The following is a 25,253-nucleotide window of genomic DNA, read 5'->3' on the forward strand; positions in this document are numbered from 1 at the left end:
TAAGAAGTAGACCTGAAAACCATGTATAGCGGTTATTCCAGCCCCTTTCGCCCCAAAAACTCCCTTAACATGGAGTCCTTCGGCACCAAGGCCGGGTCCACCGGCTCGAAGCGCATGAGCCGGGATTCCAGATCCCGGGCCTTTTTATAGTACAGGCTGTCTGCGGCGATGGCCCGCAGCAGGGGGATGGCGATGGTACGCAGCACGCAGGGCTCGTAGATGTGTATGGAGTTCACGGTATAGTCGGCGCTTATCCTATAGGGGCCGATGTACCTGTTCTCCCCCTCCACCACCTGGGGCCACATGGCAAGGGTGTTCTCGGCGGTGGAATTCCTAAACTGAATGTCCCGGACTATCCGGCGCACAAGCCTTATATCCCAGGGAGAGATCACCTCGCCGTTTGCGTCCTTTATCTGCTGCTTTACGCTGACGTAGAGCTTCATACAAAGCTCCTCGGGGATATCCTGGGTGAAGGAGGGGTTCAAAGCGTGCAGGCCCTCTACTATAGCCACGTCCCCGGCCGAAAGCTTATACTCCTGTTCCGGCCCGTCGGCCCGGCCCAGCTGGAAGCTGAACCTGGGCACGGTGAACTCCCCGGAGCCGGTAACGTCTCTTAGACACTGCCGTATGCGCTCCTCGTCCAGGGCAGCCACGGACTCGAAGTCATAGCTGCCGTCGGGCAGGCGGGGGGTCCTCTCCCGGCTGAGGTAGAAGTCGTCCAGGGAGATGATAAAGGCCCGCACGCCGAACTCCGCAAGATTGCTCTGAAGAAGATGGGCGGTGGTGGTCTTGCCGCTGGAGCTGGGGCCCGAGAGCATGACTATGCGGGTGGGGGTATAGTTCTCGGTAAGGTTCCGGGCGATGTTCCGAAGGTGCTCCCGATAGCTGCCCTCCACCTCGTCTATCATCCGTTGGGGGTTCCCAATGGCCGCGTCGTTTATCTGTTCCAGGTGGTTTATATACTTAATATAGCCGCTGGCGAAATTGCTCATAAATTTCCCTTATGCCTTCCTTTCTCTCTAAAATTTCCCCGTGGCGGGAGATATATTCAAAGGGGTACTTGAAGTTGAATATCCGTTTAAGGTCCGGCGAGTACGGGTCCTTCAGCTTTGTGACGCCCCCGGCCCCGCAGGCTATCACCGTGCCGGATTCGTCCATGGTGTAGATATTGTACCGGCAGACGCTGCCAGGAAGGGCCCAGCCGGTGTTCTCCAGGTTCCCGGCCATGCGGGTCTGCCTGTATAGATAATACGGTTCGAAGCCCGCCTCTGTAAGCGTTTTTATGGCGTGGTCCATCATATGTGCCGCCGTCTCCGGGTGTTTATGGAGACTGAGTCCGTCCTCGTTCATTACGATATCCGCGCTGCGCTTTATGGCTAAGGAGTGGACGGTGACGTTTGTGGGGGACAATTCCAGCACCCGCCGTATTGTATCCGCAAAGCCCTCGGGGCTGTCCCCCGGCAGACCCACGATAAGGTCGGCGTTTATGTCCCTAAAGCCCACCTTACGGGCCAGCTCAAAGCCGTCTATTACATCTCGGGCCGTGTGCCTGCGCCCGATGTTCTGAAGCACTCTATCGGACATGGTCTGGGGGTTTATGCTTATCCTGTCTACGTTGGCCTCCTTCAGGGCCATAAGCTTCTCCAAGCTCAGGGTGTCGGGCCGCCCGGCCTCCACGGTGAACTCCCGGCAGCGGTCCATGGGGAAAACCCCGCGTATCTTCGCGCATAAGTCCCGGAGCTGCTGTGCGCTGAGGGTGGTGGGGGTGCCGCCGCCGATATACACCGATATGGGCCCAAGGCCCAGCTCACCGGCTATCCGGGCCGTGCGCTCAAGCTCAAGGTACAGAAGCTCCAGATAGGGCTCCACCAGCTTTTTCGCGTGGGCCATGTCCTGGGAGATGAAGGAGCAGTAGGCGCATCTGGTGGGGCAGAAGGGTATGCCTACATAGAGGCTGTAGTCGTCGGGCCGAAGCTCCTCCACCGCAGGCTTCTGGGCTTTTAGTACCCGGCCCGCAAGCTGGGCCCGGCCCTCGCTTACCAGCCATTTCTCCCGAAATTCCGCCATGCCCGCTTCGAGTCCCAAGCGCTCCACGTGCTGGCGCAGGAGCTTCACCGGGTGCACCCCGGTGAGCATACCCCAGGCGGGTTTTACGCCGGTAAGCTCCGACAGTGTGTCGAACAGCAGCCGTGTCATGGGGTATTCGTCCGTTTCCGGGGCCCTGACGGACCGGGACAGCTCCCGCTGTCCGTCGGAGGCCCTTATCGTATAGAGCCAGCCGTCCCCTGCTTTTTCCAGTAAGGTGTCCGCCCGGGGCTCGCCGGGCTCCGGGGCGGTGCGGTCCTGTGAATCGGCGCTCTCCACCCGCACCGGGCTGTAGGGGAAGAACACCCGGCACAGGTTCTCGCACTCGAAGCGGTAGTTGTGGCCGCTCATTATAAGCAGCATTTTCTCACGTCCTGTCTATTGATATGACCCCCTTCACCCTTGAGAGCCTGTCGATTATGCTTTGTAGCTGCTGAAGGCCGCTGATGGATACCGTGGCGGAGATAACGGCGTTGGGCCCGCCCTTCTCCTGGCGGCAGTTTAAAGAGTGGATGAAGATGTTGAGGGCCGAAAGCTGCTGGGTCACGTCGAACAGCAGCCCGCCACGGTCCAGGGCCACTATATGCAGGGTAGACTTGAAGTCGTCCCGAACCTCACCCTCCCAGTAGGCGTTCACCCAGCGGTCGGGCTCCGGGCAGTCCGTAAGGTCCCGGGGGACGTTGCGGCAGCTGCGCTTGTGGATGGACACGCCGAAGCCCCGGGTGATAAAGCCGATAATGTCGTCCCCGGGCAGGGGGTTGCAGCAGCGGGAGAGCTTTGTAAGGCAGTTGTCCATGCCCTCCACCAGCACGCCGCCGGAGACCCTCCGTGTCTTCGGCGGGGCGCCTACCACGAGCTCCGGGGTTTCGCCGGCCTTTGCCATGCGCTGGTACTCCTCGCGGATGCGGGGCAGAACCTTCCAAAGCTGTATGCCGCCGTAGCCTATGGCGGCGTACAGGTCGTCGGCGGTGGAGCAGTTATGGCGCTTGCCGATGCTCTCCACCATATAGTTCATAAGCTCCCGGCTCATGGAGATATTGCTGCGCTTAAGCTCCCGCTCAAGCTCGGCCCGGCCCTCGACAATGTTCTCCTCCCGGCGCTCCTTCTTGAACCAGGCGCGTATCTTGCTCCTGGCCTCGCTGGTGCGTACCATGGTGAGCCAGTCCCGGTTGGGGCCCCTTGTCTCCTTGCTGGTGAGTATCTCGATTATCTCACCGGTCTTCACCTTATAGTCCAGGGGCACTATATGCTTGTCGACCTTGGCGCCTATCATCCTGTTGCCCACGGCGCTGTGTATGGCATAGGCGAAGTCTATGACGCTGGACCCCTGAGGCAGGTTTATCACGTCCCCCTTGGGGGTGAAGACAAAGACCTCCTCGGGTATCAGGTCGGACTTTATGGAGTGCACCAGGTCCGTCACGTCCTCGGTGTCCTCCTGGTTCTCCAGCATCTGGCGTATCCAGGCGAGCCTGTCGTCCAGGGAGCGGTTGTCCGACTGCTTTCTGGACATACCCAGCTTATACTTCCAGTGGGCCGCTATGCCGTACTCGGCGGTCTGGTGCATCTCCCAGGTGCGTATCTGTACCTCGAAGGGCACCCCGGCCTTGGTGATGACGGTGGTATGAAGGGACTGGTACATATTGGGCTTCGGGGTGGAGATATAGTCCTTGAAGCGGTTTGGAAGGGGCGTGAACATATCGTGGACAATGCCCAGGACATTATAGCAGTCCTCGATGGTGTCCACTATCACCCGCATGGCGAACACGTCGTATATCTCCTCGAAATCCTTACCGCCGATAAACATCTTCCGATATATGCTGTACTTGCTCTTTACGCGGCCCTCAATATACACCTCGTGGCCCAGAGCCGGCTCCACCCGCTCCTTAAGCTCCTTGCGAAGGCCTCCTATAAACTGGGTGCGGGTTCTGCTGCGGGACTCCAGGTGCTCGTCTATTTCCTTATAGGCCGCCGGGTCCAGGTACATCAGAGACACGTCCTCCATGGTCTCCTTGACCGTGCGCATACCAAGGCGGTGGGCTATGGGGGCGTATACCTCCAGACACTCCCTGGCCTTGTCCCGCTGCTTTTGGGGGGACATGAACTCCAGGGTGGAGAGGTTGTGCATACGGTCGGCGAACTTTATGATTATGACCCTTATATCCTGGGCCATGGCCATGAGCATTTTGCGGAGGTTCTCGGCCTGCTCCTCCTCCTTTGAGGAGAAGGGTATCCTGTCAAGCTTTGTGACTCCGTCTATAAGCAGGGCCACCTCCCGGCCGAACTCCTGGGTGATGTCCTCCAAAGTGCAGTCCGTGTCCTCTACCACGTCGTGCAGAAGCCCCGCCACCACCGACTGGGTGTCCATGCCCAGGTCCACCAGTATGGCCGCCACCGATAAGGGGTGGATTATATAGGGCTCGCCGGAGCTGCGCTTCTGACCCCGGTGCTTTCGGTCGGCCAGCAGGAAGGCCCCCGCTATCTGCTCCCGGTCGAACTCCTTGCCGCTCTCCCTTATTATCGCCTGCAGCTCCTCATAGGTGTTTATCTGTCTAACGTCCGGCATCCGCGCTCACTCCTTTTTCCTTTCTTCATCATCGGTCAGAGCCTCCAGCTCCCCGTATAGGGGAGACTGGGCGATATCCTTCTTGCCCTTTGTGTCAAGCTTTTCCGCCGAAAGCATACTGCCGTCAATTCTGAACTGTATCAGCCCCCGCTCTGAGAGCAGGTCCAGGCCGAACAGCAGCATACCCATATTTATTCCGTACCGTTCCAGATGGAGAACAAGGCTCTCAAGCCCCAGCTTCGGACCCATGATCTTGGGCAGCAAGGTATATATTGCCCCCAGCTGCTCCCGGGTGGGGCGCAGGCGTGCGGTCTCCTCCCGGGAGAGCCCTTCGCGCCGTCTGAACTTTTCATACACGCGGAAGTCTCGCTGGCACTGGAGCCGGTCAAGTCCGCTGAGCCGCACGTCCCGCACAAGTATCTCCACGCCGCTGCCACGGCTGTAACGGCTCTCCTGAAGATTCACCGCCAGATCCACCACCGAGCCCGGGGGATAGGGGAAGTCCCCGGGAGCCACGCCGAACCTGACGCACTCGAAGGAGAGACCCCCGCCCTTGCAGCAGAGCTTGCAGTGGCCCATATTGCTGCCAAGGCCACGCACGTCCGTCAGGGTAACGCCCAAAAGGGCGAACACCGGCTGGGGGTTCCCGGCCCCGAAGGGCTCCAAAGGCTCAAGCTGGCGGCAGGTGGCGGGGGTAAGGGCCCGGTTTTGCAGGGTGCAGTCCAGCTTCATGGTGAAGAAGGGCATTTCAGGGCAGATCTCTCTAGCGTATTCGTTTATTCGCCGCCGAAATTCTCCCACACGCTCCTCTGGCAGGGTCAGCCCCGCCGCCATGGGGTGCCCGCCGTAGCGCGTCAGAAGGTCCCGGCACTCCGTGACCGCCTGGAACATGTTGAAGCCCTCCACGCTCCGGCCGCTGCCCCGGGCCTCGCCGTCCCCCGAGGACAGCACTATGCAGGGCTTGCCGTACATTTCGCAGAGCCTTGCCGCCGCTATGCCCACCACGCCGTGGTGCCAGCCCTCCCCGCACACCACCAGCACCCGGTCGAACCTGAGCTCCGGCCGCTCCTCAAGCTTCTGCTCCGCGGCCCTTATGACCTCTGCCTCCACCGACTTGCGGTTCTGGTTCTCCTCGCGTATCTCCTCGGCCAAAAGCCCGGCGCTCTCCGGGTCCCTATAGGTCAGCAGGCGCACGGCCCGCTCCGGCGAGCCCATGCGGCCGGTGGCGTTGATGCAGGGTATAACGGAGAAAGCCAGCTTTGTAGAGGTGACCTGCTCGCTGTCCAGAAGGGCGGCAAGCCCTGGACGCTCCCGGCGGTTCGCTATTTCCAGGCCCCTCTGCACTATCAGCCGATTCTCCCCGGTAAGGCTGACGGAATCCCCCACGGTGCCAAGCGCCGCCAGGTCGCCGTACTGCTCCAGCACTGCCCCTCTGTCCCCCTCCAGGGCCATAAGCAGCTTTAACACCACCCCCGCCCCGCAGAGTTCCTTAAAGGGACTTTGGTCGTCCTCACGGTGCGCGTCTATTACGGGCGCGTCCGGCAGGGTCTCCTGGGGCTGGTGATGGTCGGTGACCACCACGTCCATGCCAAGGGACTTCGCGTAGGCTATCTCCTCACCCGCCGAAACGCCGTTGTCCACGGTGACTATCAGCTCCACGCCCTCCCGGGAGAGGGTATCCACCGCCGCCATGTTCATGCCGTACCCTTCGCTGTCCCGCTGGGGGATATAGAAGGAGACGTTCGCCCCCTTCTCCTGAAGGTAAGTGTAGAGAAGGGCCGTGGCGGTAACGCCGTCCGCGTCATAGTCGCCGTATACGGCGATATGCTCAAAGCCCTCCACGGCCCGGCGTATGCGCTCCACGGCCCTGTCCATATCCTTCATAAGATATGGGTCGGAGAATTCCCCGGGGGAGAGAAACTCCCCGGACTTCTCCTTCGTGTCCATACCCCGCACCCGCAGAAGGGCCGCCAATAGCGGCGGTATACCACATTCCCTTGCAAGGGCCACGGTCTGGGCCTTGTCCACCTCCGACAGGTCCCACAGCTTTAAATTCACGGCTTCAACACCCACTCCCTGTTCTCTTAAAAATATTGTAGCACGGAATGGGGAAAGTTGCAAGTGCGGCGGGGGGACAGTCAGGCATTAAAGTGCTTTTTCAAAAAACCTATCCGTTTTTGAAGGCTCCTGGCGGTTATTTTGGCCTTTACCGCGCAATCGTATCCGTGGAAGGTGCCTTTTGTCTCGTTTATCTCCACCACCGCTCCGGCCCCTTTAAGCTTCTCTCCATACAGCAGGCCCTCGTCGCGCAGGCAGTCGTATTCCGCCGTCTCGATATACGTGTCCGGGATATTCTCCGGCAGGACCATGTGTATAGGGGAGGCGGGCCGGCGTTCTTCCGCCCCCGGCCCGCAGTAGTAACCCCACATACGGCGGTTGCTTTTTGAGTTCCAAAGGGGAGTGTCGGTAAACTCCTTCATGGAGCGCGTCTGCATGGACATATCCGTAAGGGGGTATATGAGCATCTGGGCGGCGGGCCGCTTTAAGCCCTCCCGCCGGTAATTATTGCAAACCGACGCGGCAAGGGCCCCGCCGGCGCTGTCTCCGGCAAGCCCAAGCTTTTCACAGCCCTCTGCCATAAGATACCTGTACAGTGAGATAATATCGTTATACGCCGCCGGGTATGGATATCTGGGCGCGAGATGGTAGTCCGGGAAATACACCCGGCAGTTCGCCTGCAGGGCATATATGCACGCGAGCTTTTTGTGATGGGGGGAGGCCTTGTAGCTAAAGGCTCCGCCGTGTACATAGACAAGGCACGGCAGATTTTTCCCCGCGCCAAAGGGCTCAAATATCTCCGTCCTAAATTCCAGCCCCTTATGCCCTTGGACCATAATACTCCGGGCGGAAATGCCCGAGGGCGTTCTTGTCAAGGCAAGGGCTGTGGGCAGAAGGATATTCGCGCACCCTATGACCGCCCTGTTATAGGGTGTTCTTTTCGCTATGCCTTTGAGCTCCGGGTCGATATTTCTATATTTCATTTTGCCGCCTCCTGGGCGCACCTTATTCCGTCCACTGCCGCCGAGACAATCCCCCCTGCATATCCAGCCCCCTCGCCGCAGGGGTATAACCCTATAAGCCCCGGGGACTGCATATCCTCTCCCCGCAGCACCCGCACCGGCGACGAGCTTCTGGTTTCCGGTGCGGTCAGCACTGCGTCCCCGCTGTCAAAGCCTTTTAGCTGCCGCCCCAGTATGGGTATGGCCTCTCTGAGGGAGTCAGAGACATACCCGGGCAGGCAGCGGGAGATATCCCCCGGCACGACCCCCGGCTGATAGCTGGGCAGTACAGCATCGAAGCCGGCGCTGTCCCGGCGCTCCATGAAATCCGCGACCCGCTGGGCCGGGGCAAGATATCCCCCGGTATACTCATAGGCCAGCCGCTCTATCCTCCGCTGGTACTCCACTCCCGCAAGAGGTCCCTCAGAGCCGAAGTCCTCCGGGCCCACACCCACCAGCAGGGCCGCGTTGCTGTTCTTGCCGTCCCTTTTCCAGGGGCTCATGCCGTTGGTGACTATGCCTCCAGGCTCCGAGGCCGCGCCGGTGACCGTGCCGCCGGGGCACATACAGAAGGTGTACACACCACGGCCATTTTTCAAGTGACAGCTGAGCTTATAGTCCGCCGCCCCCAAGGCCGGGTGCCCGGCAAATATGCCGTACTGGGCCCGGTCGACAAGCGCCGCCGGGTGCTCAATGCGCACCCCCACGGAGAAGGGCTTTTGCTCCATGGGCAGCCCCTTCCCGTGGAGAAGGGCGAACACGTCCCGGGCGCTGTGGCCCACGGCAAGTATCAGCTTTTTGCAGGGTATTGTCCGCTCCCCGTCCGGGGTCTGAACTTTTATCCCTGAAACATGGCCGCTATTGGTAAGAATGTCCGTAAGCTTTGTATCAAAAAGCACCTGCCCTCCGAGTTCAAGGATCTTCTCCCGGATATTCTTCACCACCCCGGGCAGCCTGTCCGTGCCGATATGGGGCTTCGCGTCCGTTAGTATTTCCTCTGGGGCGCCGGCGGCGGCCAGCTCCTCCAGCACATACCGTATACGTCCGTCCCCGGTGCCGGTGGTGAGCTTGCCGTCGGAGAAGGCCCCCGCGCCGCCCTCGCCGAACTGGACGTTGCTCTCCGGGTCCAGCCTGCCCTGCCGCCAGAAAAGCTCCACCGCCCTTTGCCGCTCCTCCACGGGCTGGCCGCGCTCGATTATGATGGGTCTCTGGCCGCACCGGGCCAGTATAAGTCCGGCGAACATTCCCGCAGGGCCAAAACCCACCACCACAGGGGGCAGCTCCGGCGCAGGGGCATTAGGCAGCTCGAGCACGTAGGGCTCGACTATTCGCACCGAGCTGTCTTTGAGTCTGCTGATAAGCCGCCCTTCGTCCGTATCCACCCGGGCCCGGGCGGCGCAGACGAAGTGCACCTGGTCCTTTTTGCGGGCGTCCACAGACTTTTTTGCAAGCTCCACGCTTATCAGCGCCCTCTCAGGCAGGCGCAGTTTCTTCGCCGCCGCTCTTTTCAGGTCCTGGCCGGTAAAGTCCAGCCCCAGGCGCAGGTTGGAAATTTGAAGCATAACCGTCCCCCCTCAGTTCATCCTAAGTGCTCCCCGGCGGTAAGGCCGGTGGCAAAGGCCCAGTGCAGGTTATAACCCCCGCATAGCCCGTCCGCGTCCAGCAGCTCGCCGCAGAGGTAAAGCCCCCTGCACCGCCGCGACTCCATGGAGGACAGGTCCACCTCCGAAAGGGGCACGCCCCCGGCGGTGACCTGGGCCTGCTCCCAGCCGAGGGTATCTTCTATGGGGAGGATTAGACTCTTTACAAGCTCAGCCGCTCTTTTGATTTCCCGGGGGCCCAGCTCCCGAAGAGTGCCCGAAAAGCCAAGGAGCTTTACAAGCTCCCGCCCCAGCCGCAGGTTAAGGGTCCCGGAAAAGAGCTCCTCCGCCCGGCGCTCAGGATGCTTGCTTGCGAACTCCGTCAAGTATGAGATAAGCTCCCGGCCGGTCATCTGCTCCAAAAGATCCAGCCGCAGCTGGGGGCTCTTGGCGGAGAGCCCACGCATATGAACAGAGAGGTTCATGACACATATCCCCGACAAATAGCCGTCCCCGAAGATGACCTCGCCGCTCTCGCCGCAGAGCTCCTTACCCGCCAGCCACAGGGAGGCCCGGGCCTTACAGCGGACGCCCTTTAGGGACCGGGTGAATTTTCCCCTGGCCCGAAGCCCCACTAAGGAGGGGGAAAGCTCTGTCACACTGTGTCCGAGATTTTTTGCCAGGGAATAGCCCTCGCCCCTTGAGTGTCCCGGAGAGGCAAGGCCCCCCGGAGCCAGTACGCAGTATCTGGCCCGGACCACGCTGCCGTCCCCGCCGGTTATAGTGAACCCGGAACGCTCTCGGGATATATTTACTGCCCTAAAGCCGTATTGAAATCTGACCCCGGCCTCCTCACAGGCCGAGACCAGCGTACCCACTACCGACGCGGCCTGCAGGCTGTTGGGGTATACCCGGCCCTCGCCGTCGGCCCTGGTCATGAGGCCCAGCTTCTGAAACTCGCCTATTACCCTTTGGGCGGGCCAGGCGTTTATCAGTTCCGAAAGCCCGGGGTCCCCGCAGTAAAACTCCGGGGAGATGTCCAGGTTCGTCATATTGCACCGGCCGTTTCCCGTGGCCAGGAGCTTTCTGCCGGGTCTGTCGTTTCCGTCCAGCAGCGCCACGCCGCCCCTTCCCGCCGCCTTATAGGCGCAGCAGAGCCCTGCGGCTCCCGCGCCTATCACCGCCACACGGCAGTCCATCAGAGCACCAGGCCCAGAAGGCCGTAGGACAGAACGCACATTATAATGTCGGCAATGAGCGTGCCCAGGGCCACCGACAGCATGGCGGACTTAAAGTCCATCTTCATCAGCGCCGCCGCCAAAGACCCGGTCCAGGCCCCGGTGCCGGGGAGGGGAATGGCCACGAATATCATCAGGCCCAGGGTCTTATAGCGGTTTATCTTCTCGAACTTGCTGCGGCCCTTTTGCTCCATGCGGTCCACCAGCTTTACAAAGCGGGTGCCCTTCATCCAGTCGAATATCTTGTTGATAAAGAGCAGTATAAAGGGCGTGGGGATAAGGGTGCCCACAAGGCAGATAAAGAAGGCCGGGAGCAGCTGCATATCCAAGAGCTTCGCGGCAAGTATGCCGCCCCTGAGCTCTATTATGGGCATCAGGGACAGGGCGAAGACGGTGAGCTCGGCGGGGATTACCCCGCTGAAGATGTGCACAAGGGTCTCTACGATATGTTCCATCTTTTGACTTCCTTTGTATTATAAAATTGTATTTTCCATATTATATCCCATGAAGGGCTTTATTGCAAGTCTTTCCCGAGGTCACCGAAGCGATACCCCAGTTCCTCCCATTTTGTCAACAGTTCGTCAAGTATCTCGCCGTTGGTCTTTGAGGTGCTGTGCAGCAGCACCACCGCCCCAGGATGGACCCTTGGTATCAGCTTATCGAAGGCCTGCTGGTGGGTGGGCTGGTCGTTCTCGTACCAGTCCACATAGGCGAGGGACCAGAACACCGTGTGATATCCCAGCTCCTTGGCCATTTTAAGGTTGCTCTCGCAGAACTTCCCCTGGGGCGGCCTATAAAGCTTCGGCATCTCCTGGCCGGTGACCTCCTTATAGAGGGCCTCGTTCTTTTGGAGCTCGTTCTTGAAGCTCTCCTTATCGCCTATCTTGGACATATCCGGGTGGCTGTAAGTGTGGTTGCCCACGGTATGGCCCTCCTCTACCATCCGGCGCACCAGCTCCGGCTGGGTCTCAAGGTAGTTGCCCACCAGGAAAAACGTGGCCCTTACGTTGTGCTTTTTCAGCGCGTCCAGTATTACCTCCGTGTTGCCGTTCTCAAAGCCCGCGTCGAAGGTGATGTACAGCACCTTTTCGTCCCCGGGCATACAGTATACGCTGTCGAACTCAGAGAGATACTCGCTGGTGGCGTTGGCTATGGGGGGCTCGCCCTCCTTCTGGAAGGAGAGCCCCCAGTTGGTTATCTCCCCGGCGGTCTCCACGGCTTTATGCTCCCGGCTGGTATAGAATGCGGCCAGAAAGAGCACGGCGGCGACGAGTATCACGGTCAGGGTGGACCAGTGGGGGGCTTTCAGTTTTTTCATTATAACACCTCCTTTCTGATTAAAAATATGTTGCCAAACCTGAAAAGATGATGTATACTTTCCAAAAGAAAACTGCCTGCTTTCTTGTTGGGAAGTATGATTTCTGTAAGAATTATGTATCCGAAAAACTAAGGTTTACACGATAAACTATATCTAACTGGAGGGAGATATATGGATAACGAGAGTAAAAACATCCTGGTGGTGGACGACGACCGGGAGATAGTACGGGCCATCGCCCTGACCCTGGAGGGGGAGGGATACACCGTCTTCAAGGCCTACGACGGAATGGAGGCTTTGGATTTGGTGTCCACAAAAAATGTACACCTTATTATCATAGACGTAATGATGCCCCGGCTTGACGGCCTGTCGGCCATAATGCGCATAAGGGAGGGGAGGAACCTGCCCATCATAGTCCTCTCCGCCAAAGGCGAGAACAGCGACAAGATATTGGGGCTCTCCATGGGCGCGGACGACTACGTAACAAAGCCCTTCAACCCCATGGAGCTGGCCGCCCGGGTCAAATCCCAGCTCAGGCGGTACACGAGCCTTGGGGACATCAACTCCCGGGGGGAGAACGTGATAATAAACGGCAGACTCCGCTTCAACCTTGATGAGCACGTTTTATACGCCGACGACGAGCCCATAAAGCTCACGGCCACAGAGACAAAAATTGTGGAGCTCTTAATGAGAAACCCTGGCCGGATATTCCCCGCCGAGGAGATATACAGTAAAATCTGGAACGAGTCGGCATACTCGACGGAGAACACCGTGATGGTGCATATCAGGCGCATAAGGGAGAAGATTGAGATAAATCCCAGCGAGCCGGAATATCTGAAGGTGGTGTGGGGCATTGGATACAAATTCGAGAAGCATTGACCCGGGAGAGCGCTTTCGCAGCCGGCCCTCCAACGCCTTTAAGGGGCTGATATCCTGGCTGTGCCTTTTGTTTATTCTGTGCGCTGTCAGCCTTCTTCTGGTGTTTGCCGTGATGGTGCTGGTGAGCCCCGGGGTCACGGAGTACGCCACGGACAGCGTCCATGAGTTTGCCGGCAGCGTACCGCCGTATCTTGAGCAGTTCCCCGGCGGGGACATTGTCAGGGAAGAGGCCACGGACCTTGCCTATGAGTACGGCGTAAAGATCGCCAGCGCCATAGCCGTGCTCCTGACGGCGCTGATACTGGTCTTCGCCTTCAGGCAGGACAGACGGGCCTTCGAAGCGGTTGTGGCCAGGTGGCTTGGCTGGATATGGATGGAGATAAAGCTCCTGGTGATAGTCTGCTTCGGGGTGTTCCTGGCAGTGGTGATAAGTATGAGGACCCCGCCGCTTATCTTCACCGCCGGGGTGCTGGGGGTGCTGCTTTTATACCTTCTCTGTCTGGACGTGGGGCGGAACCGGCGGTTTTTCGGCCATAATATCATACATTCCGTGCTCCTTCGGGTCAACGATTTCCACAGTATGACCACCTTCCAGCAGCGGGCCCTAAGACGCGCCTACAGCGTTTCCGTTATGTGCGCGGCCCTTGCGTTGTTCGGGCTTTTCGGCTATGGGCTGCTTGTAAATGTCCTGCCCTCGCCCCATAGGGATAAGCTGGCCCTGACGGTGCCGTTTATAGCTGTAGTGGGGGTCATAGGCACCGTTTGGTGGTATATACTTTCGTTAAAGCGGGACCTGCGGGATTGGAATCTTCTGATGGACCAGATAACCGAGATGTACGGCGGCAACCTGGACGCGGTGAACCATGTGCCGCCTACCTCAAACCTCTACGACTGCGCCATGCAGCTGAACATGATACGCACCGGCGTGCAGAAGGCCGTGGAGGAGGGCACCAAGGCCGACCGTACAAAGATAGAACTTATCACCAACGTGTCCCACGATATCAAGACCCCGCTGACCTCGGTGATAAGCTATGTGGAGCTCTTGAAAAAGGAGGAACTGACCCCGGCGGCCCGGGATTATGTGGAGGTCCTCTCGCAAAAGACCCAGAGACTCAGCGTCATCGTCCAGGACGTTTTCGAGGTGTCAAAGGCTGCCACGGGCAATATCAGCCTGAACCTTGAGGACCTGGACGTGGGGCGGCTTTTAAAGCAGACCTTTGTGGAGATGGAGGAGGTCATAGAGCGCTCGAAGCTGCAGTTCAGGGTGGACATACCCGACACACCCATGCTGGTCCACGCCGATGGCCAGAGGATGTACAGGGTGTTCCAGAATCTGATACGCAACTGTACCCAGTATTCCCTGGAGGGCTCCCGGGTGTACGTAAGTCTTGTGGCCCAGTCGGGGGTGGCCAGCGTGAGCATACGCAATATTTCAAAGACGGAGATAACCATGAACGGCGAGGACCTGACCGCCCGCTTCGTCCGGGGCGACCAGAACCGCACAACAGAGGGCAGCGGCCTGGGACTCTCCATAGCCAAGAGCTTCACCGAGGCCTGCGGGGGCCGGTTCTTCGTGCGCACGGACGGGGACCTGTTCGTGGCGACGGTGCAGTTCCCGCTGGTGGGCGGGGAGCAGGTGCAGATATAATTAAAAGAGAAGGGAGGGCGTTTGCCCTCCCTTCTCTTTAAGACCTTGGGCTGCTCGCCCAAGCCTCGCCAGCTTAAGGCCAGCTGGACCGGCCAAATTTACACCACCCCGGCGCTCATCAGGGCCTCCAGCACCAGCACCTCCCGCTCCAGCCAGGGGTTCGCCTCCATGTCCAGCGCCCGGTTGGCGGCAGCGGCCTCCTTCGGGCTTATCCACACCGGCGCGAAGTGCTGCTCCGCTTCGTAATCGTCCAGCCGGAGCGGGGCTTCCTCCTCACATACCCGGCAGAGGAAATAGTGGGAGTCCATCTCAAGAATGTCCGCGGTCATCCCCCTCCGGCGCTCATGGGCCACGGCCACACGCTCCGGCTCACCCAAAAGCTCCCGTCCGGTCTCCTCCAAAAGCTCCCGCCGGAGCGCCGCCTCAAGGCTCTCCCCGGGCTCCACGCCGCCGCCGGGGAACTTATAGTCCCCGCGGTCGGTATGTATCATCAGGAGCTTACCCTCCCGGAGTATCACTCCCCGGGCTGCTGTGCGCTTATACACGCTGCCGCTGAGGTCGGGCTTTTCAAGGGTTATCTCTATCATGACTCTTTACCACAAAGCTTCTTGTGTATGGCCTTTGCCGCCGTCTTGCCCGCGCCCATGGCCAATATGACCGTGGCCGCGCCGGTCACCGCGTCTCCGCCGGCGTACACGTTGGGGCGGCTGGTAAGCCCGGTCTCCTCCTCAACGATTATCCCGCCCCACTTCTGAGTCTCCAGACCCTGGGTGGTGGACTTTATCAGCGGGTTGGGGCTTGTGCCGATAGCCATGATAACACAGTCCACGTCCAGCACAAACTCACTGCCCTGCTTTTCAACGGGCCGTCTGCGGCCGGAGGCGTCCGGCTCGCCCAGCTCCATCTCAAGGCACTCCATGCCCTTAACGCTGCCGGTCTCGTCGCCCAGAATTTTGGCGGGGTTATTCAGCAGCTTGAAAATAATCCCTTCTTCTTTGGCGTGCTCCACCTCCTCGGCCCGGGCGGGCAGCTCCTTCTCAGAGCGCCTGTACACGATGTAGACCTCCTCTGCCCCCAGGCGCTTTGCGCACCGGGCCGCGTCCATGGCAACATTGCCGCCGCCCACCACGGCCACACGCTTCGCGTGCTGTATAGGCGTGTCCGAGCCGGGCAGGTATGCCTTCATCAGGTTCACCCGGGTCAGGAACTCGTTTGCCGAGTATACCCCTTTAAGGTTCTCGCCGGGTATGTTCATGAACCTCGGCAGCCCCGCGCCCGAGCCAATGAACACGGCCTCAAAGCCGTCCTCCAAAAGCTCGTCGATGGACAGCGCCCGGCCTATAACCATGTTTGTCTCTATTTTCACACCCATTTCCTTAAGTCCGTCTATCTCCTTTTGGACGATGGCCTTTGGCAGGCGGAACTCGGGTATGCCGTATACCAGCACGCCGCCGGCCGTATGCAGGGCTTCAAAAACTGTCACCTCGTAGCCAAGCCTTGCCAGGTCCCCCGCGCAGGTGAGGCCGGAGGGGCCCGAGCCTATGACGGCAACTTTATGGCCGTTGGGCCGGGGCTTTTCAGGAGCCTCTTTAACGTGCTCGTTATGCCAGTCGGCGGCGAACCTCTCAAGCCTGCCGATGCCCACCGGTTCGCCCTTTTTCCCTCGGACACAGAGCTTCTCGCACTGGCTCTCCTGGGGGCAGACCCGGCCGCATACCGCCGGGAGGGCGCTGCTTTTGGCTATCACCTGATAGGCTCCCTCAAAGTTCCCTTCGGCCATTTTGGCGATGAAGTCGGGTATCATTATATTCACCGGGCACCCGCTGACGCAGGGCCTGTTTTTGCAATTCAGGCAGCGCTTTGCTTCGTCTATGGCCTGCTCAGAGCTGTAGCCCAGGGCCACCTCTCTGAAGTTTTTGTTGCGCACATTGGGCTCCTGAGAGGGCATTTCGTTCTTCTTTAATGACATATTAGGCATGGCTTTCCACCTCCCGGAACAGATTGCAGGTCTCCTCGTGGGCGTGGCGCTCGAAGTCTTTGTACATGGCTCCCCGGGCCATGGCCTCGTCAAAGTCCACCTCATGGCCGTCAAAGTCGGGACCGTCCACACAGGCGAACTTTGTCACCCGTCTGCCCTCCTGGATAAGGCTCAGGCGGCACCCGCCGCACATACCCGTGCCGTCTATCATGATGGGGTTCATGCTGACGGTGGTGGGAATATCAAACTCCTTGGTGAGCTTGCAGACGAACTTCATCATGATCAGCGGGCCTATAGCTATCACCCGGTCGTACTTTTCGCCGCTTTCGAGGAGCTTTCTAAGAGCGTCCGTCACCAGCCCCTTCTCGCCCCAGGAGCCGTCATCGCTCCTCCTGCATAATCTGGTGCTGGCGGCTGCAAATTCCTCCTCCAGTATCACCAGGTCCTTACTGCGGAAACCCACTATGGAGTGCACCTCGCAGCCCTCGCTGTGCAGCTTCTTGGCTATTGGGTACGCGATGGCGCAGCCCACTCCGCCGCCCACTACCGCCACCTTCTTTAAGCCCTCGGTATGGGTAGGCACACCCAGGGGACCCACAAAATCCTGTAGAAACCCGCCCTCCTGTTTGTGGTTCAGCTTCTCTGTGGTGGCTCCGACTATTTGGAAGATTATGGTCACCGTGCCGCTTTCTCTGTTATAATCCGCCACGGTCAGCGGGATTCGCTCCCCCTTTTCGTCCACACGCAGTATAATGAACTGGCCGGGCTGGGCCTTCTTTGCCACGGCGGGGGCGGCTATCTCCATGAGCGTGACGGTGGGGTTCAGCTCACGTTTCTTTACTATCTTATACAAAGCTATCACTACCCTTCTGATGTGTCGGGTATTATTATAGCATTTTTCCGGGAAAATGCAAGATAAACCTTGGCTTCTGGCAAAATATACTTTCTATCCCGCCTTTTCCAGGTCTTTTCTAAGCCGCCCGATTATCCGCTTCTCAAGCCGGGAGATGTACGACTGGGATATGCCCAGTTGGTCGGCCACCTCCTTCTGGGTGTGCTCCTTCCCGGCCCCCAGGCCAAATCTCAGCTGCATGATGGTCTTCTCCCGGGGGGAGAGCCTGCTTACCGCCGAGAGCAGCATATCCCGCTCGGCCTCCTGCTCGATGTCCTCGGTGACGGCGTCGGGCTCGCTGCCCAGAAGGTCCGACAAAAGCAGCTCGTTGCCGTCCCAGTCCACGTTTAGGGGGTCGTCGATGGACACCTCGTTTCTTAGCTGGGAGCTTTTTCTAAGGTGCATGAGTATCTCGTTCTCAATGCACCGGGAGGCATATGTGGCAAGCTTTATGTTCTTCTCGGGTCTGAAGGTGTTCACGGCCTTTATCAGCCCGATAGTACCTATGGAGATAAGGTCCTCTACGCTGGCTCCCGGACTCTCGAACTTCTTTGCTATGTATACCACCAGCCGCAGGTTATGGGTGATAAGGGGCTCCCTTGCGCCGGGTGTGTCATTTTTTATGTCCTCCATCACTTTCGCCTCCTGCTCCTTTGTAAGGGGCGGGGGCAGGGTGTCCGGGCCGTTTATATAGTGACAGGGCTCAGGGCCCAGCAGTTTTCCTAATGTTTTTGTAAGCCATAATAAGATTTTTTCCAGCATGGGTAAGAACCTCCTGATTGTAGTTTTGCGTGGGATTATAGGAACATGTCAGGGTTGTACAGCGCGGTGTACTGACCCGAAGACAGGGGCGTGTCGGCTAGGCCTATGTAGCACCGCAGCTCTCTGTCCCCCGGCCCGGTGACCCTGTCGGGCATAAAGGCGTACAAAAGCCCGCTGCCTCCAAGGCTGCCATAGGGCACAAGGCGCAGGGGCTCGCCTTCGCCCGGGGCCAGATTAGCGAGGGTCCCGCGCTCGCAGACAATGACCGGCAGGCCGGAGAAGGGCTCACGCAGGCCGCAGCCGGTGTCCGCCTTGGCAAAGACCGTGCGAGTCCTCCCACGATAGGCTATTCTTATCTTAGCCAGCGGGGCGGAGCTCTCATGGGGCAGCAGCCTGCCAAGGAGCCGGAACAGGCCATAGGCCCCGCAGGTGGAAAAAAACAGCACCGGCAGCGACAGATTCAGGTACACTGCCCCGCCCACCAGGGCCATATGCCCGGCCGGGACAAACTGCAACACGAACAGCACCGCTCCCGCCAGCAGGAAGGACGCGCCCCAAAGGCAGAGCCAGCATTTGAGCAGGAGCCTTCTCCCCCTGGGGGCGAAGGCCGCAAAGGCCGTCAAAAGAGAGGAGATCCCCGCCATAAACGGCCCCGCCCACCCCGGCAGGGGCAGAAGCCCCAGAAGGGACAGGACCCCGCCGGCAAGGGCGCCCAGCACCAGCCTGTACCCCGGGGCGTTCATGCGCAGAAAGCTTTTCACCAGGCAGAGCAGTATGTAGTCCACATATAGATTGACTATCACCAGCACGTCGACATAGACGGTCATCGGCACACCTCCCAGGCTTGCCCAAATATTATAGCTCATTATATGCGGTGATTCTGTCAGATTATAGCCAATAAAAAAGCGCCGGGATAAGCTCCCGGCGCTTTCTAAATCCTAATCAGGTACTGACCGTGCGTATGTATTCTATCCACCGCTCCAGCGCTTCATAGTCCAGGCTGCCCAGCGCCGCGCTGTAAAGCTCAAGGGCCCGGGGATGCTCCCGCTCCATCCGGAGCAGGGCCTTTTTGGGTCCCCAGTAGCGTTCCCCCAGGGCATCAAAGTAAATCTCAAGGCTGTCTATAAGCAGCCAATGCCAGCGGAACCTCCCCTCCGGGTCCCCGCGCCCGGCCCGGGCCAGCATCTTTTCGCACCAACCAAGCCCGGCGGCGATATCCTCGGGGGACTTTCCCGGCAGGTTATCAACGTACTCTTTTACCCCGGCCATGAGCCGCTTGCCGAAGCCGTCCCTGTCCAGCGCCACCCGGCCGTGGTATATCTGCACTATCTCCTCCCAGTCGGTGCCACCCTCAAAGTGGGCGGCGGGGTACACGAACAGGTCCAGCCGCACGCCGTCTATTATGGACGTGTCATGGTACGGCTTGCCCGAAGCGGTGACCGCCAGCGCGTCGAAATCGCTGTCCGGGTCGTTGCTGCCGTCGGCATAGGAGCCGTAGAGTATTACGCATATTGGAGCATATTTGTCAGTAATATACTCGAGAATATTATTATTCACGGTGTTCATTCAGTGGCCGTACCTCCGTCCACGGACTTTGACGGCTCCCCGTCCTCAAGCCTGATGATGGTGTCAGTGCCGGTGACCGTGGGCAGCTTGCCGTCCCACTGCTGGACCTTGTAGTAGTCGATAAGCGGCTGAGTCAGGGACTCTGCTATCTTCTCGTTGGCCGCGGCCTCCTTCTCGCCGGCGTAGGCGGCGGCTTCGGCCTCTATCTTTGCCACCTCGGCGGCGGCCTGGGCATCTATCACCCGGCGGGCGGCCTCCGACTCCTTCTCCATGGTCAGCTGCTCCTGCTCTATCTTTGCCCGGAGCTTTTCCTGCTCCGCCACCTGCTTGGCTTCAATGGCGGCAACATACACGTCGCTGAAATCGAAGTCGATGATGTTGATGTCGGAGACATAGATGCCACTGTCGGAGAGTTTCTGGTTCAGCTCCTCCAGCAGGGCCGCAGAGATCACATTGCGGTTGGTGATGCTCTGCTCGGCGGTGTAGCTGGCCATAATGGACTTCATGACCTCGTTGACCGCCGGGGTCATGAGCACGTCCTCATAGTTGGTGCCCACGTTCTTGACTATCGAGTAGGACTTTGTTGTGTCCACCCGGTAGTTGACCGCGAGGTTGACGCTGACGGTCTGAAGGTCGGAGCTGAAGGCCTCGGTGGACACCTCCAGCTTTACAATGCGGTTGTCCATCTTCGTCACCTTCTGCCAGGGGGCCTTGAAGTGGAAGCCCTCCTGCAGCACGTTCTCGCTGACCTGCCCGAAGGTGGACACCACGCCGGTATGGCCGGCCCCCACCACCGTGAAACTTGATAACGCCGTCCCAAGGACAATAAGCGCGGCCGCGCCGCAGAGTATTATCCTGCCAAGCCTTGGGCGGTATTCGGTCCGCGTGTACTCCTCGCCGGAATGAGTGTATGTCTTTTCCCGCTTTTCCATAAAGAAATTCATTATCAGCGCTCCTCCTGTTCTGTGCCTGTCGGTTTATCTCTTTACGCTTATGTACCAAATAGATGTTCAAAAATCTTAAAGCGTATCGTCAAAAGCATAGCTACCCGCGCCCACCTTCTCGATTCTTCCGCAGGGCAGCATGATATCGGCTGTGCAGTCAAAGGGCACCTCGATATTATAGCGGAGCTTGTCCCCGTCGTACCTCCAGCCCACCTTATAGAGCCCGGAGGCGGTGTCCATCTCCATTTTGACGCTCCGAATACGCGGGTCGGGCATGGGGCATATGGTAACCCGCTTATAGCCCGGTTTCTCCTCGCTGGGGCAGAGACCCGCCATATTCCTGTACATCCAGTCGACTATGGAGCCGTAGGCGTAGTGGTTCAGGCTGTTCATGCCGGTGCCGCTGATAGAGCCGTCAGGCAGAAGGGAGTTCCAGCGCTCCCAAACCGTGGTGGCCCCCAGCTTCACCTCGTACAGCCAGCTGGGGAAGTCGTCGTTGAGGAACAAGGTATAGGCGATGTCGTTGGCCCCGTTGTCCGACAGCGCCCGGCACAGGAAGGGCGTGCCGCAGAAGCCGGTGTCCAAATGCCAGTCCTTGGCCCTGAGCCTTGACTTTAGCTGCTCCAGCACCACGTCCTTTTTGCCCTTGGGGTATATCCCGAAGAACAGGCTCAGGACGCAGGCGGTCTGGGTGCCCTCTATTTTAAAGCTGCCGTCCGGGTTGAAATACTCGCTTATGACTGCGCCCCTTATCTTCTGAGAGAGGGCCGCGTAGTCCTCCGCGTCCTCCGCATAGCCCAGGGCCCTTGCGGCCTTCATGGTAAGCTCCGTGGAGTAGAAATAGAAGCAGCTGGCAGTATACTGCAAATCCGTGGCCCCGAAGGGGTTCTCCGCGTCCTTGGGGTCAGGCTTGTCGAGAGCCAGCCAGTCTCCAAGCTGCCGTCCCCGGAGCCACAGGCCCCTGCCGCCGTCCTCCGTGTCGTCCCTTCTCATGCGCTCCACCCAGGTTTTCATTACCGGGTACTCGGCCCGCAGCAGGTTCAGGTCGCCATAGTTCTCGTACACCGCCCAGGGCATCATGGTGGCCACGTCGCTCCAGATGGCCGCGCCCTTTCTGTTGCCGTGCTCAAAGCTGAAGTTCTCTGTTATCACCTTTACCGCAAAATCGGCGCGCTCTGCCTCGGGCAGGGCGTCCACGGCGGCCCTCAGCTCCGGGTACTTGTCTATGGCGGCATCAAATGCGGCCATATCCCCCTCGGGGAGGGACATGAAGTCGGCGGGGTCCACGTCTATGCCGGTGGTCCCGGGCTTGGCCTTTTTGGGCGCGGGAACGTAGAAGGGCACGGCCCCGCCGTGGTATTCCTCCTCCATACCCACATTCTCGATGAAGTGGTGGAAGAAGGCGGGCATATAGATATTCTTGCAGGCGGCGGCGCTGATTATGGCCGCGTCCCCGGTCCAGCCCAGGCGCTCGTCCCGCTGGGGGCAGTCGGTGGGCAGGTCCAGGAAGTTGTCGAACTGGCCCCACATGGCGTTGTGGAACAGCTGGTTTACCCGCACGTTGTCCGTCTCAATGCTGCCGATGGGGTCGATGTCAGAGCGAATATGGCAGGCGGTAAAGTCCCCGGGGCAGACCATCTCCACGCCCTCCACCTTTACATAGCGGAAGCCGTAGAAGGTGAAGTGTGGCCGCACCCGCCGCTTTTTGCCGTCGGAGGTATAGATATACTCGGCCTTTGCCGTGCGCAGGTTGTCCCGGTAGAAGCAGCCGTTCTGCATGACCTCGCCGTAGCTGAGCTTTATAACGCTGCCCCCCGGCGCATCCGCGTTGAACTCCACCCAGCCGGTCATGTTCTGGCCGAAGTCCAAAACTGTCTCGCCTTTAGGGGTATGTATCACCTCGATGGGCGCGAACTCCTGCTTCTTCACTATCTTCGGGCCACGCCGGGCCACAAGGGGGACTTTTTCTTCATATACCACCGTGCCGAAGCTCTCAGCTTTGCACCCGGGCTCGCTCCAGCCGGGGACGGAGAGGTTCGCGTCGAAGTGCTCGCCGTCGTAGATATTGCTGAAGGTCACCGGGGAGGGGTATGCCCGCCAGCTGTCGTCCGTGCCGAAGACCGCCTTGCTGCCGTCCTCATAGGTAACGTGCAGCTCGCATATGGCGTGCAGGGTGTCGCCGTACAGGTCGTGGTAGCGGTCGAAGATCATGTCCCCCTTGTACCAGCCCGGGCCCAGGGCAAGGCCCACGGTGTTCCCCCCCTGCCGCAGGAGTTCCGTCACGTCGAAGGTTTGGTATTCCAGGTTAAAGTCATAGCAGTGATAGCCGGGCAGCAGGTACTCGTCCCCGGCCTTTTTGCCGTTTATCCACAGCTCGTAAATACCCACGCCGCAGGCATAGGCCCGGGCGCTGGCCACGTTGCCGGACAGGCTGATATCCTTGGCGAGAAGCGGCTGGCGCTCCTTGTCGGCGAACTCCCCGGAGGAGGCTGCCGCTATCCATTTGGCCTGCCAGGGTTCGTCCTGCTTGGCGGTCTCAAAATAGGAGCTGGCGCTGGCGCAGTCCCCGCCGTCGCCCCAGACAGTCACCGTCCAGCCGTACCTCTTGCGGGGCAGCAGCTCTATAGGGGCCTCATACCCCAGGGAGGAGATGTCCTCCCCTCTGCCGCTGTCGAAGACCGTTTTGCCCTCCAGGCTCACGGTGATCTGTGCGGCGGCCTGCTTCTTGTCCGGGGTGTCGTAAGCCGTCCAGGTGAATACCGGTCGGGACATATTAAGGCCCAGGGGCTCCTTCACGTGATTCGTGCGCAGATGGGACAGTTTCATTTTGATTACCTTCTTTCATGCAGCTGGGTGTTTGGTTATTATACCGCGTGCGCCTTGACGGCGCCCTTTGGCTTCTGTTATAATCTTACAAAAAGCATGGGGAGTGTAAAAGTATGCGGTATGAATGGATAGACGAATATTTAATGGGAAAGCCCGGTGTCACAAAGGACCTGCAGGAGAGCTGGAACTGGCGGCGCTATCATATAGGCGGCAAGATGTTCACGGCCATATGTCTGGATGGTGAGAATAAGCCCTACTACATCAACCTGAAGCTTGAGCCCGCAGAGGGGGAGAGCTATAGGGCCTAGTACGAGGGGGACGTTATCCCGGGGTACTATTCCAATAAGCAGCACTGGAACTCCATAAACCCCGACGGCGCGGTGCCCGACGAGGTGCTGAAAACCATGCTGGACCGCTCCTATGAGCTGGTGCTTAAAGGCCTGCCGAAGTATAGGCAGAGGGAGATACTGGGGGCGTAGCGTTCCCTTTCATTTTACCATGGTTCTGCGGAAAAAGATAGGGGGTATCTGCAAGATTAATTCCCCGGCGGGCCCGCAAAATTCCCCGCCCCGGCCCCTTGACAATCCCCCGTTTTGTGCTATAATATATAGGTTGTTTGAGACAGGGTTTCAAACTTCCTTGCCCCGGGCAAATCTATGAGGGCCCGGGGCCATAAGGCCAAAAGGAGGTGCAATACAAATGGCAGAAGGCAAAAATCTCTACGAGACCGTCATCGTCACGTCCGCGAAGCTGGGCGAGGAGGGCAGCGCCGCCCTGGTGGAGCGCTTTAAGAACCTGATCGCCGAGCACGGCACTGTACAGAATGTTGACGACTGGGGCAAGCGCCGCTTCGCCTATCCCATCGAGAAGCAGACCGAGGGCTACTACACGCTTATAAGCTTTGAGAGCGGCCCCGAGTTCACCGCCGAGCTTGACCGCCGCTATCAGATCACCGACGGCATCATGCGTACCCTTATCGTCAAGCGCGACCCCCGCCACCTGGCGAAGCCCCAGCAGAGGGCCCAGAAGTCCGAGGAGGCCGGTATCGACGTTGAGGCTATCGCCGCCGAGGCGGTAGAGGAGACCGCTGAGTAAGCTTTAAAGGGTAATTCACTTTGGAAGGAGTCGTCGCAGTATGCTGAATATAGCCGTGATAATGGGCAGGCTGGTGGCGGCGCCGGAGCTGAGGACCACCCCCTCCGGGGTGTCCGTCACAAGCTTCCGCGTGGCCGTGGACCGCTCCTACAGCTCCCGGGACGGGGGCGAGCGCCAGACGGATTTTATCGACGTGGTGGCCTGGAGAGGCACCGCCGAGTTTGTCTGCAAGTATTTCCAGAAGGGCCAGATGATCGCCGTCAACGGCAGGATACAGACCCGGAACTATGAGGACAAGCAGGGCAATAAGCGCACGGCCGTTGAGATCGTGGCCGATAACGTAAATTTCTGCGGCTCCAAGCGGGAATCCGGCGGCGACGATTCTTACGGCGGCAGCTATGCGGGGAGCTTTGCCCCGCCCGCCGATCCAGCCCCCAAGGAGCCGGCCCCGGCCTTCTCCAGCGGGGACAGCGACAAGTTTGAAGATCTGTTCGTAGACGAGGACCTGCCCTTCTAAGTATCTAGCGGGGCGCTCCATATTTGTAGAGAAGGAGGTTAATCCTATGCCAGAGAGACCCGAAAGGGAGATTCGCCGCGGGCGCAAGGGGCGCAAGAAGGTCTGCACCTTCTGCGTGGACCGGGCGGAGTTCATCGATTATAAAGACGTGGCCAAGCTGCGCCGCTTCATTTCCGAGCGCGGCAAGATCCTCCCCCGCCGCGTGACAGGCACCTGTGCCCGCCACCAGAGGGAGCTGACCGTGGCCATCAAGCGCGCAAGGCATTTGGCGCTGCTGCCCTATACCAGCGACTGATTTATTTTGTT

General features: G+C 59.3%; 24 protein-coding genes. 7 read left to right on the forward strand and 17 right to left on the reverse strand.

The window, feature by feature from the left end; translation table 11 throughout:
• Positions 1-32: 32 nt before the first annotated feature.
• The 9 genes from ADH66_RS02270 to ADH66_RS02310 all read right to left on the reverse strand — a co-directional run bounded on the left by ADH66_RS02270 (position 33) and on the right by ADH66_RS02310 (position 11,963).
• On the reverse strand, positions 33-992 hold the full coding sequence (locus ADH66_RS02270) for a uridine kinase family protein (RefSeq protein ID WP_066536199.1): 960 nt from the start codon (positions 990-992) through the stop codon (positions 33-35).
• Positions 964-2,448: a coproporphyrinogen dehydrogenase HemZ gene (hemZ, locus tag ADH66_RS02275; protein ID WP_066536196.1), complete on the reverse strand. Its 1,485-nt coding sequence runs from the start codon at positions 2,446-2,448 to the stop codon at positions 964-966. Before hemZ ends, ADH66_RS02270 begins: the two co-directional genes overlap by 29 nt.
• Before the next feature lie 4 nt (positions 2,449-2,452).
• Complete coding sequence (locus tag ADH66_RS02280; RefSeq protein ID WP_066536195.1) at positions 2,453-4,648, reverse strand: RelA/SpoT family protein; 2,196 nt, start codon at positions 4,646-4,648, stop codon at positions 2,453-2,455.
• A 6-nt stretch (positions 4,649-4,654) separates the two neighbouring features.
• A complete protein-coding gene (recJ, locus tag ADH66_RS02285) occupies positions 4,655-6,706 on the reverse strand; it encodes a single-stranded-DNA-specific exonuclease RecJ (RefSeq protein WP_066541695.1) in 2,052 nt (683 codons plus the stop codon).
• Positions 6,707-6,786: 80 nt separating this feature from the next.
• Positions 6,787-7,689 (reverse strand): alpha/beta hydrolase, encoded by a 903-nt coding sequence (locus tag ADH66_RS02290; RefSeq protein WP_066536193.1) that lies wholly within the window; start codon positions 7,687-7,689, stop codon positions 6,787-6,789.
• Positions 7,686-9,269, reverse strand: coding sequence for an NAD(P)/FAD-dependent oxidoreductase (locus ADH66_RS02295; protein WP_066536190.1), 1,584 nt, complete (start codon positions 9,267-9,269; stop codon positions 7,686-7,688). Before ADH66_RS02295 ends, ADH66_RS02290 begins: the two co-directional genes overlap by 4 nt.
• 17 nt (positions 9,270-9,286) lie before the next feature.
• Positions 9,287-10,486 (reverse strand): BaiN/RdsA family NAD(P)/FAD-dependent oxidoreductase, encoded by a 1,200-nt coding sequence (locus ADH66_RS02300; protein WP_066536188.1) that lies wholly within the window; start codon positions 10,484-10,486, stop codon positions 9,287-9,289.
• On the reverse strand, positions 10,486-10,980 hold the full coding sequence (locus tag ADH66_RS02305; RefSeq protein WP_066536186.1) for a COG2426 family protein: 495 nt from the start codon (positions 10,978-10,980) through the stop codon (positions 10,486-10,488). The genes ADH66_RS02300 and ADH66_RS02305 overlap by 1 nt, the downstream gene beginning before the upstream one ends.
• Before the next feature lie 59 nt (positions 10,981-11,039).
• Complete coding sequence (locus ADH66_RS02310) at positions 11,040-11,963, reverse strand: polysaccharide deacetylase family protein (RefSeq protein WP_330397746.1); 924 nt, start codon at positions 11,961-11,963, stop codon at positions 11,040-11,042.
• A gap of 51 nt (positions 11,964-12,014) precedes the next feature.
• Here ADH66_RS02310 and ADH66_RS02315 point away from each other — a divergent pair, with 51 nt between their 5' ends.
• Together ADH66_RS02315 and ADH66_RS02320 are read left to right on the forward strand one after the other, a co-directional pair.
• Positions 12,015-12,719: a response regulator transcription factor gene (locus ADH66_RS02315; protein WP_066536179.1), complete on the forward strand. Its 705-nt coding sequence runs from the start codon at positions 12,015-12,017 to the stop codon at positions 12,717-12,719.
• Positions 12,694-14,367, forward strand: coding sequence for a sensor histidine kinase (locus tag ADH66_RS02320; RefSeq protein ID WP_066536177.1), 1,674 nt, complete (start codon positions 12,694-12,696; stop codon positions 14,365-14,367). Before ADH66_RS02315 ends, ADH66_RS02320 begins: the two co-directional genes overlap by 26 nt.
• A gap of 98 nt (positions 14,368-14,465) precedes the next feature.
• On the opposite strand, the gene ADH66_RS02325 is transcribed toward ADH66_RS02320, so the two are convergent.
• The 8 genes from ADH66_RS02325 to ADH66_RS02360 all read right to left on the reverse strand — a co-directional run bounded on the left by ADH66_RS02325 (position 14,466) and on the right by ADH66_RS02360 (position 23,335).
• Positions 14,466-14,954, reverse strand: coding sequence for an NUDIX domain-containing protein (locus tag ADH66_RS02325; RefSeq protein ID WP_066536175.1), 489 nt, complete (start codon positions 14,952-14,954; stop codon positions 14,466-14,468).
• On the reverse strand, positions 14,951-16,345 hold the full coding sequence (gene gltA / locus ADH66_RS02330; protein ID WP_066536172.1) for an NADPH-dependent glutamate synthase: 1,395 nt from the start codon (positions 16,343-16,345) through the stop codon (positions 14,951-14,953). Before gltA ends, ADH66_RS02325 begins: the two co-directional genes overlap by 4 nt.
• Entirely contained in the window at positions 16,338-17,198 is an 861-nt protein-coding gene (locus tag ADH66_RS02335; protein ID WP_066536168.1) for a sulfide/dihydroorotate dehydrogenase-like FAD/NAD-binding protein, read from the reverse strand. The genes gltA and ADH66_RS02335 overlap by 8 nt, the downstream gene beginning before the upstream one ends.
• A 93-nt stretch (positions 17,199-17,291) precedes the next feature.
• Positions 17,292-17,999 (reverse strand): RNA polymerase sporulation sigma factor SigE, encoded by a 708-nt coding sequence (sigE, locus tag ADH66_RS02340; protein WP_066536164.1) that lies wholly within the window; start codon positions 17,997-17,999, stop codon positions 17,292-17,294.
• Positions 18,000-18,034: 35 nt separating this feature from the next.
• On the reverse strand, positions 18,035-18,826 hold the full coding sequence (locus ADH66_RS02345; protein WP_066536156.1) for a sigma-E processing peptidase SpoIIGA: 792 nt from the start codon (positions 18,824-18,826) through the stop codon (positions 18,035-18,037).
• A gap of 115 nt (positions 18,827-18,941) precedes the next feature.
• On the reverse strand, positions 18,942-19,565 hold the full coding sequence (locus ADH66_RS02350; RefSeq protein ID WP_066536153.1) for a nucleotidyltransferase domain-containing protein: 624 nt from the start codon (positions 19,563-19,565) through the stop codon (positions 18,942-18,944).
• Complete coding sequence (locus tag ADH66_RS02355; protein ID WP_066536152.1) at positions 19,562-20,509, reverse strand: prohibitin family protein; 948 nt, start codon at positions 20,507-20,509, stop codon at positions 19,562-19,564. The genes ADH66_RS02350 and ADH66_RS02355 overlap by 4 nt, the downstream gene beginning before the upstream one ends.
• 75 nt (positions 20,510-20,584) lie before the next feature.
• A complete protein-coding gene (locus tag ADH66_RS02360) occupies positions 20,585-23,335 on the reverse strand; it encodes an alpha-L-rhamnosidase (RefSeq protein WP_066536151.1) in 2,751 nt (916 codons plus the stop codon).
• 113 nt (positions 23,336-23,448) lie between these two features.
• On the opposite strand from ADH66_RS02360, the gene ADH66_RS21450 reads away from it, so the two are divergent.
• From ADH66_RS21450 to rpsR, 5 genes are all read left to right on the forward strand, one after another.
• Positions 23,449-23,643: an MmcQ/YjbR family DNA-binding protein gene (locus ADH66_RS21450; RefSeq protein WP_330397671.1), complete on the forward strand. Its 195-nt coding sequence runs from the start codon at positions 23,449-23,451 to the stop codon at positions 23,641-23,643.
• Between the two features lie 15 nt (positions 23,644-23,658).
• Positions 23,659-23,814 (forward strand): MmcQ/YjbR family DNA-binding protein, encoded by a 156-nt coding sequence (locus ADH66_RS21455; RefSeq protein WP_330397747.1) that lies wholly within the window; start codon positions 23,659-23,661, stop codon positions 23,812-23,814.
• Between the two features lie 220 nt (positions 23,815-24,034).
• A complete protein-coding gene (gene rpsF, locus ADH66_RS02370) occupies positions 24,035-24,430 on the forward strand; it encodes a 30S ribosomal protein S6 (protein ID WP_066536150.1) in 396 nt (131 codons plus the stop codon).
• 40 nt (positions 24,431-24,470) lie between these two features.
• Entirely contained in the window at positions 24,471-24,947 is a 477-nt protein-coding gene (locus tag ADH66_RS02375) for a single-stranded DNA-binding protein (RefSeq protein ID WP_066536149.1), read from the forward strand.
• Positions 24,948-24,993: 46 nt separating this feature from the next.
• Positions 24,994-25,242, forward strand: coding sequence for a 30S ribosomal protein S18 (rpsR, locus tag ADH66_RS02380; RefSeq protein ID WP_066536148.1), 249 nt, complete (start codon positions 24,994-24,996; stop codon positions 25,240-25,242).
• Positions 25,243-25,253 lie beyond the last annotated feature (11 nt).

Origin of the sequence: Acutalibacter muris (assembly GCF_002201475.1) — a bacterium.
Lineage (GTDB): Bacteria > Bacillota > Clostridia > Oscillospirales > Acutalibacteraceae > Acutalibacter > Acutalibacter muris.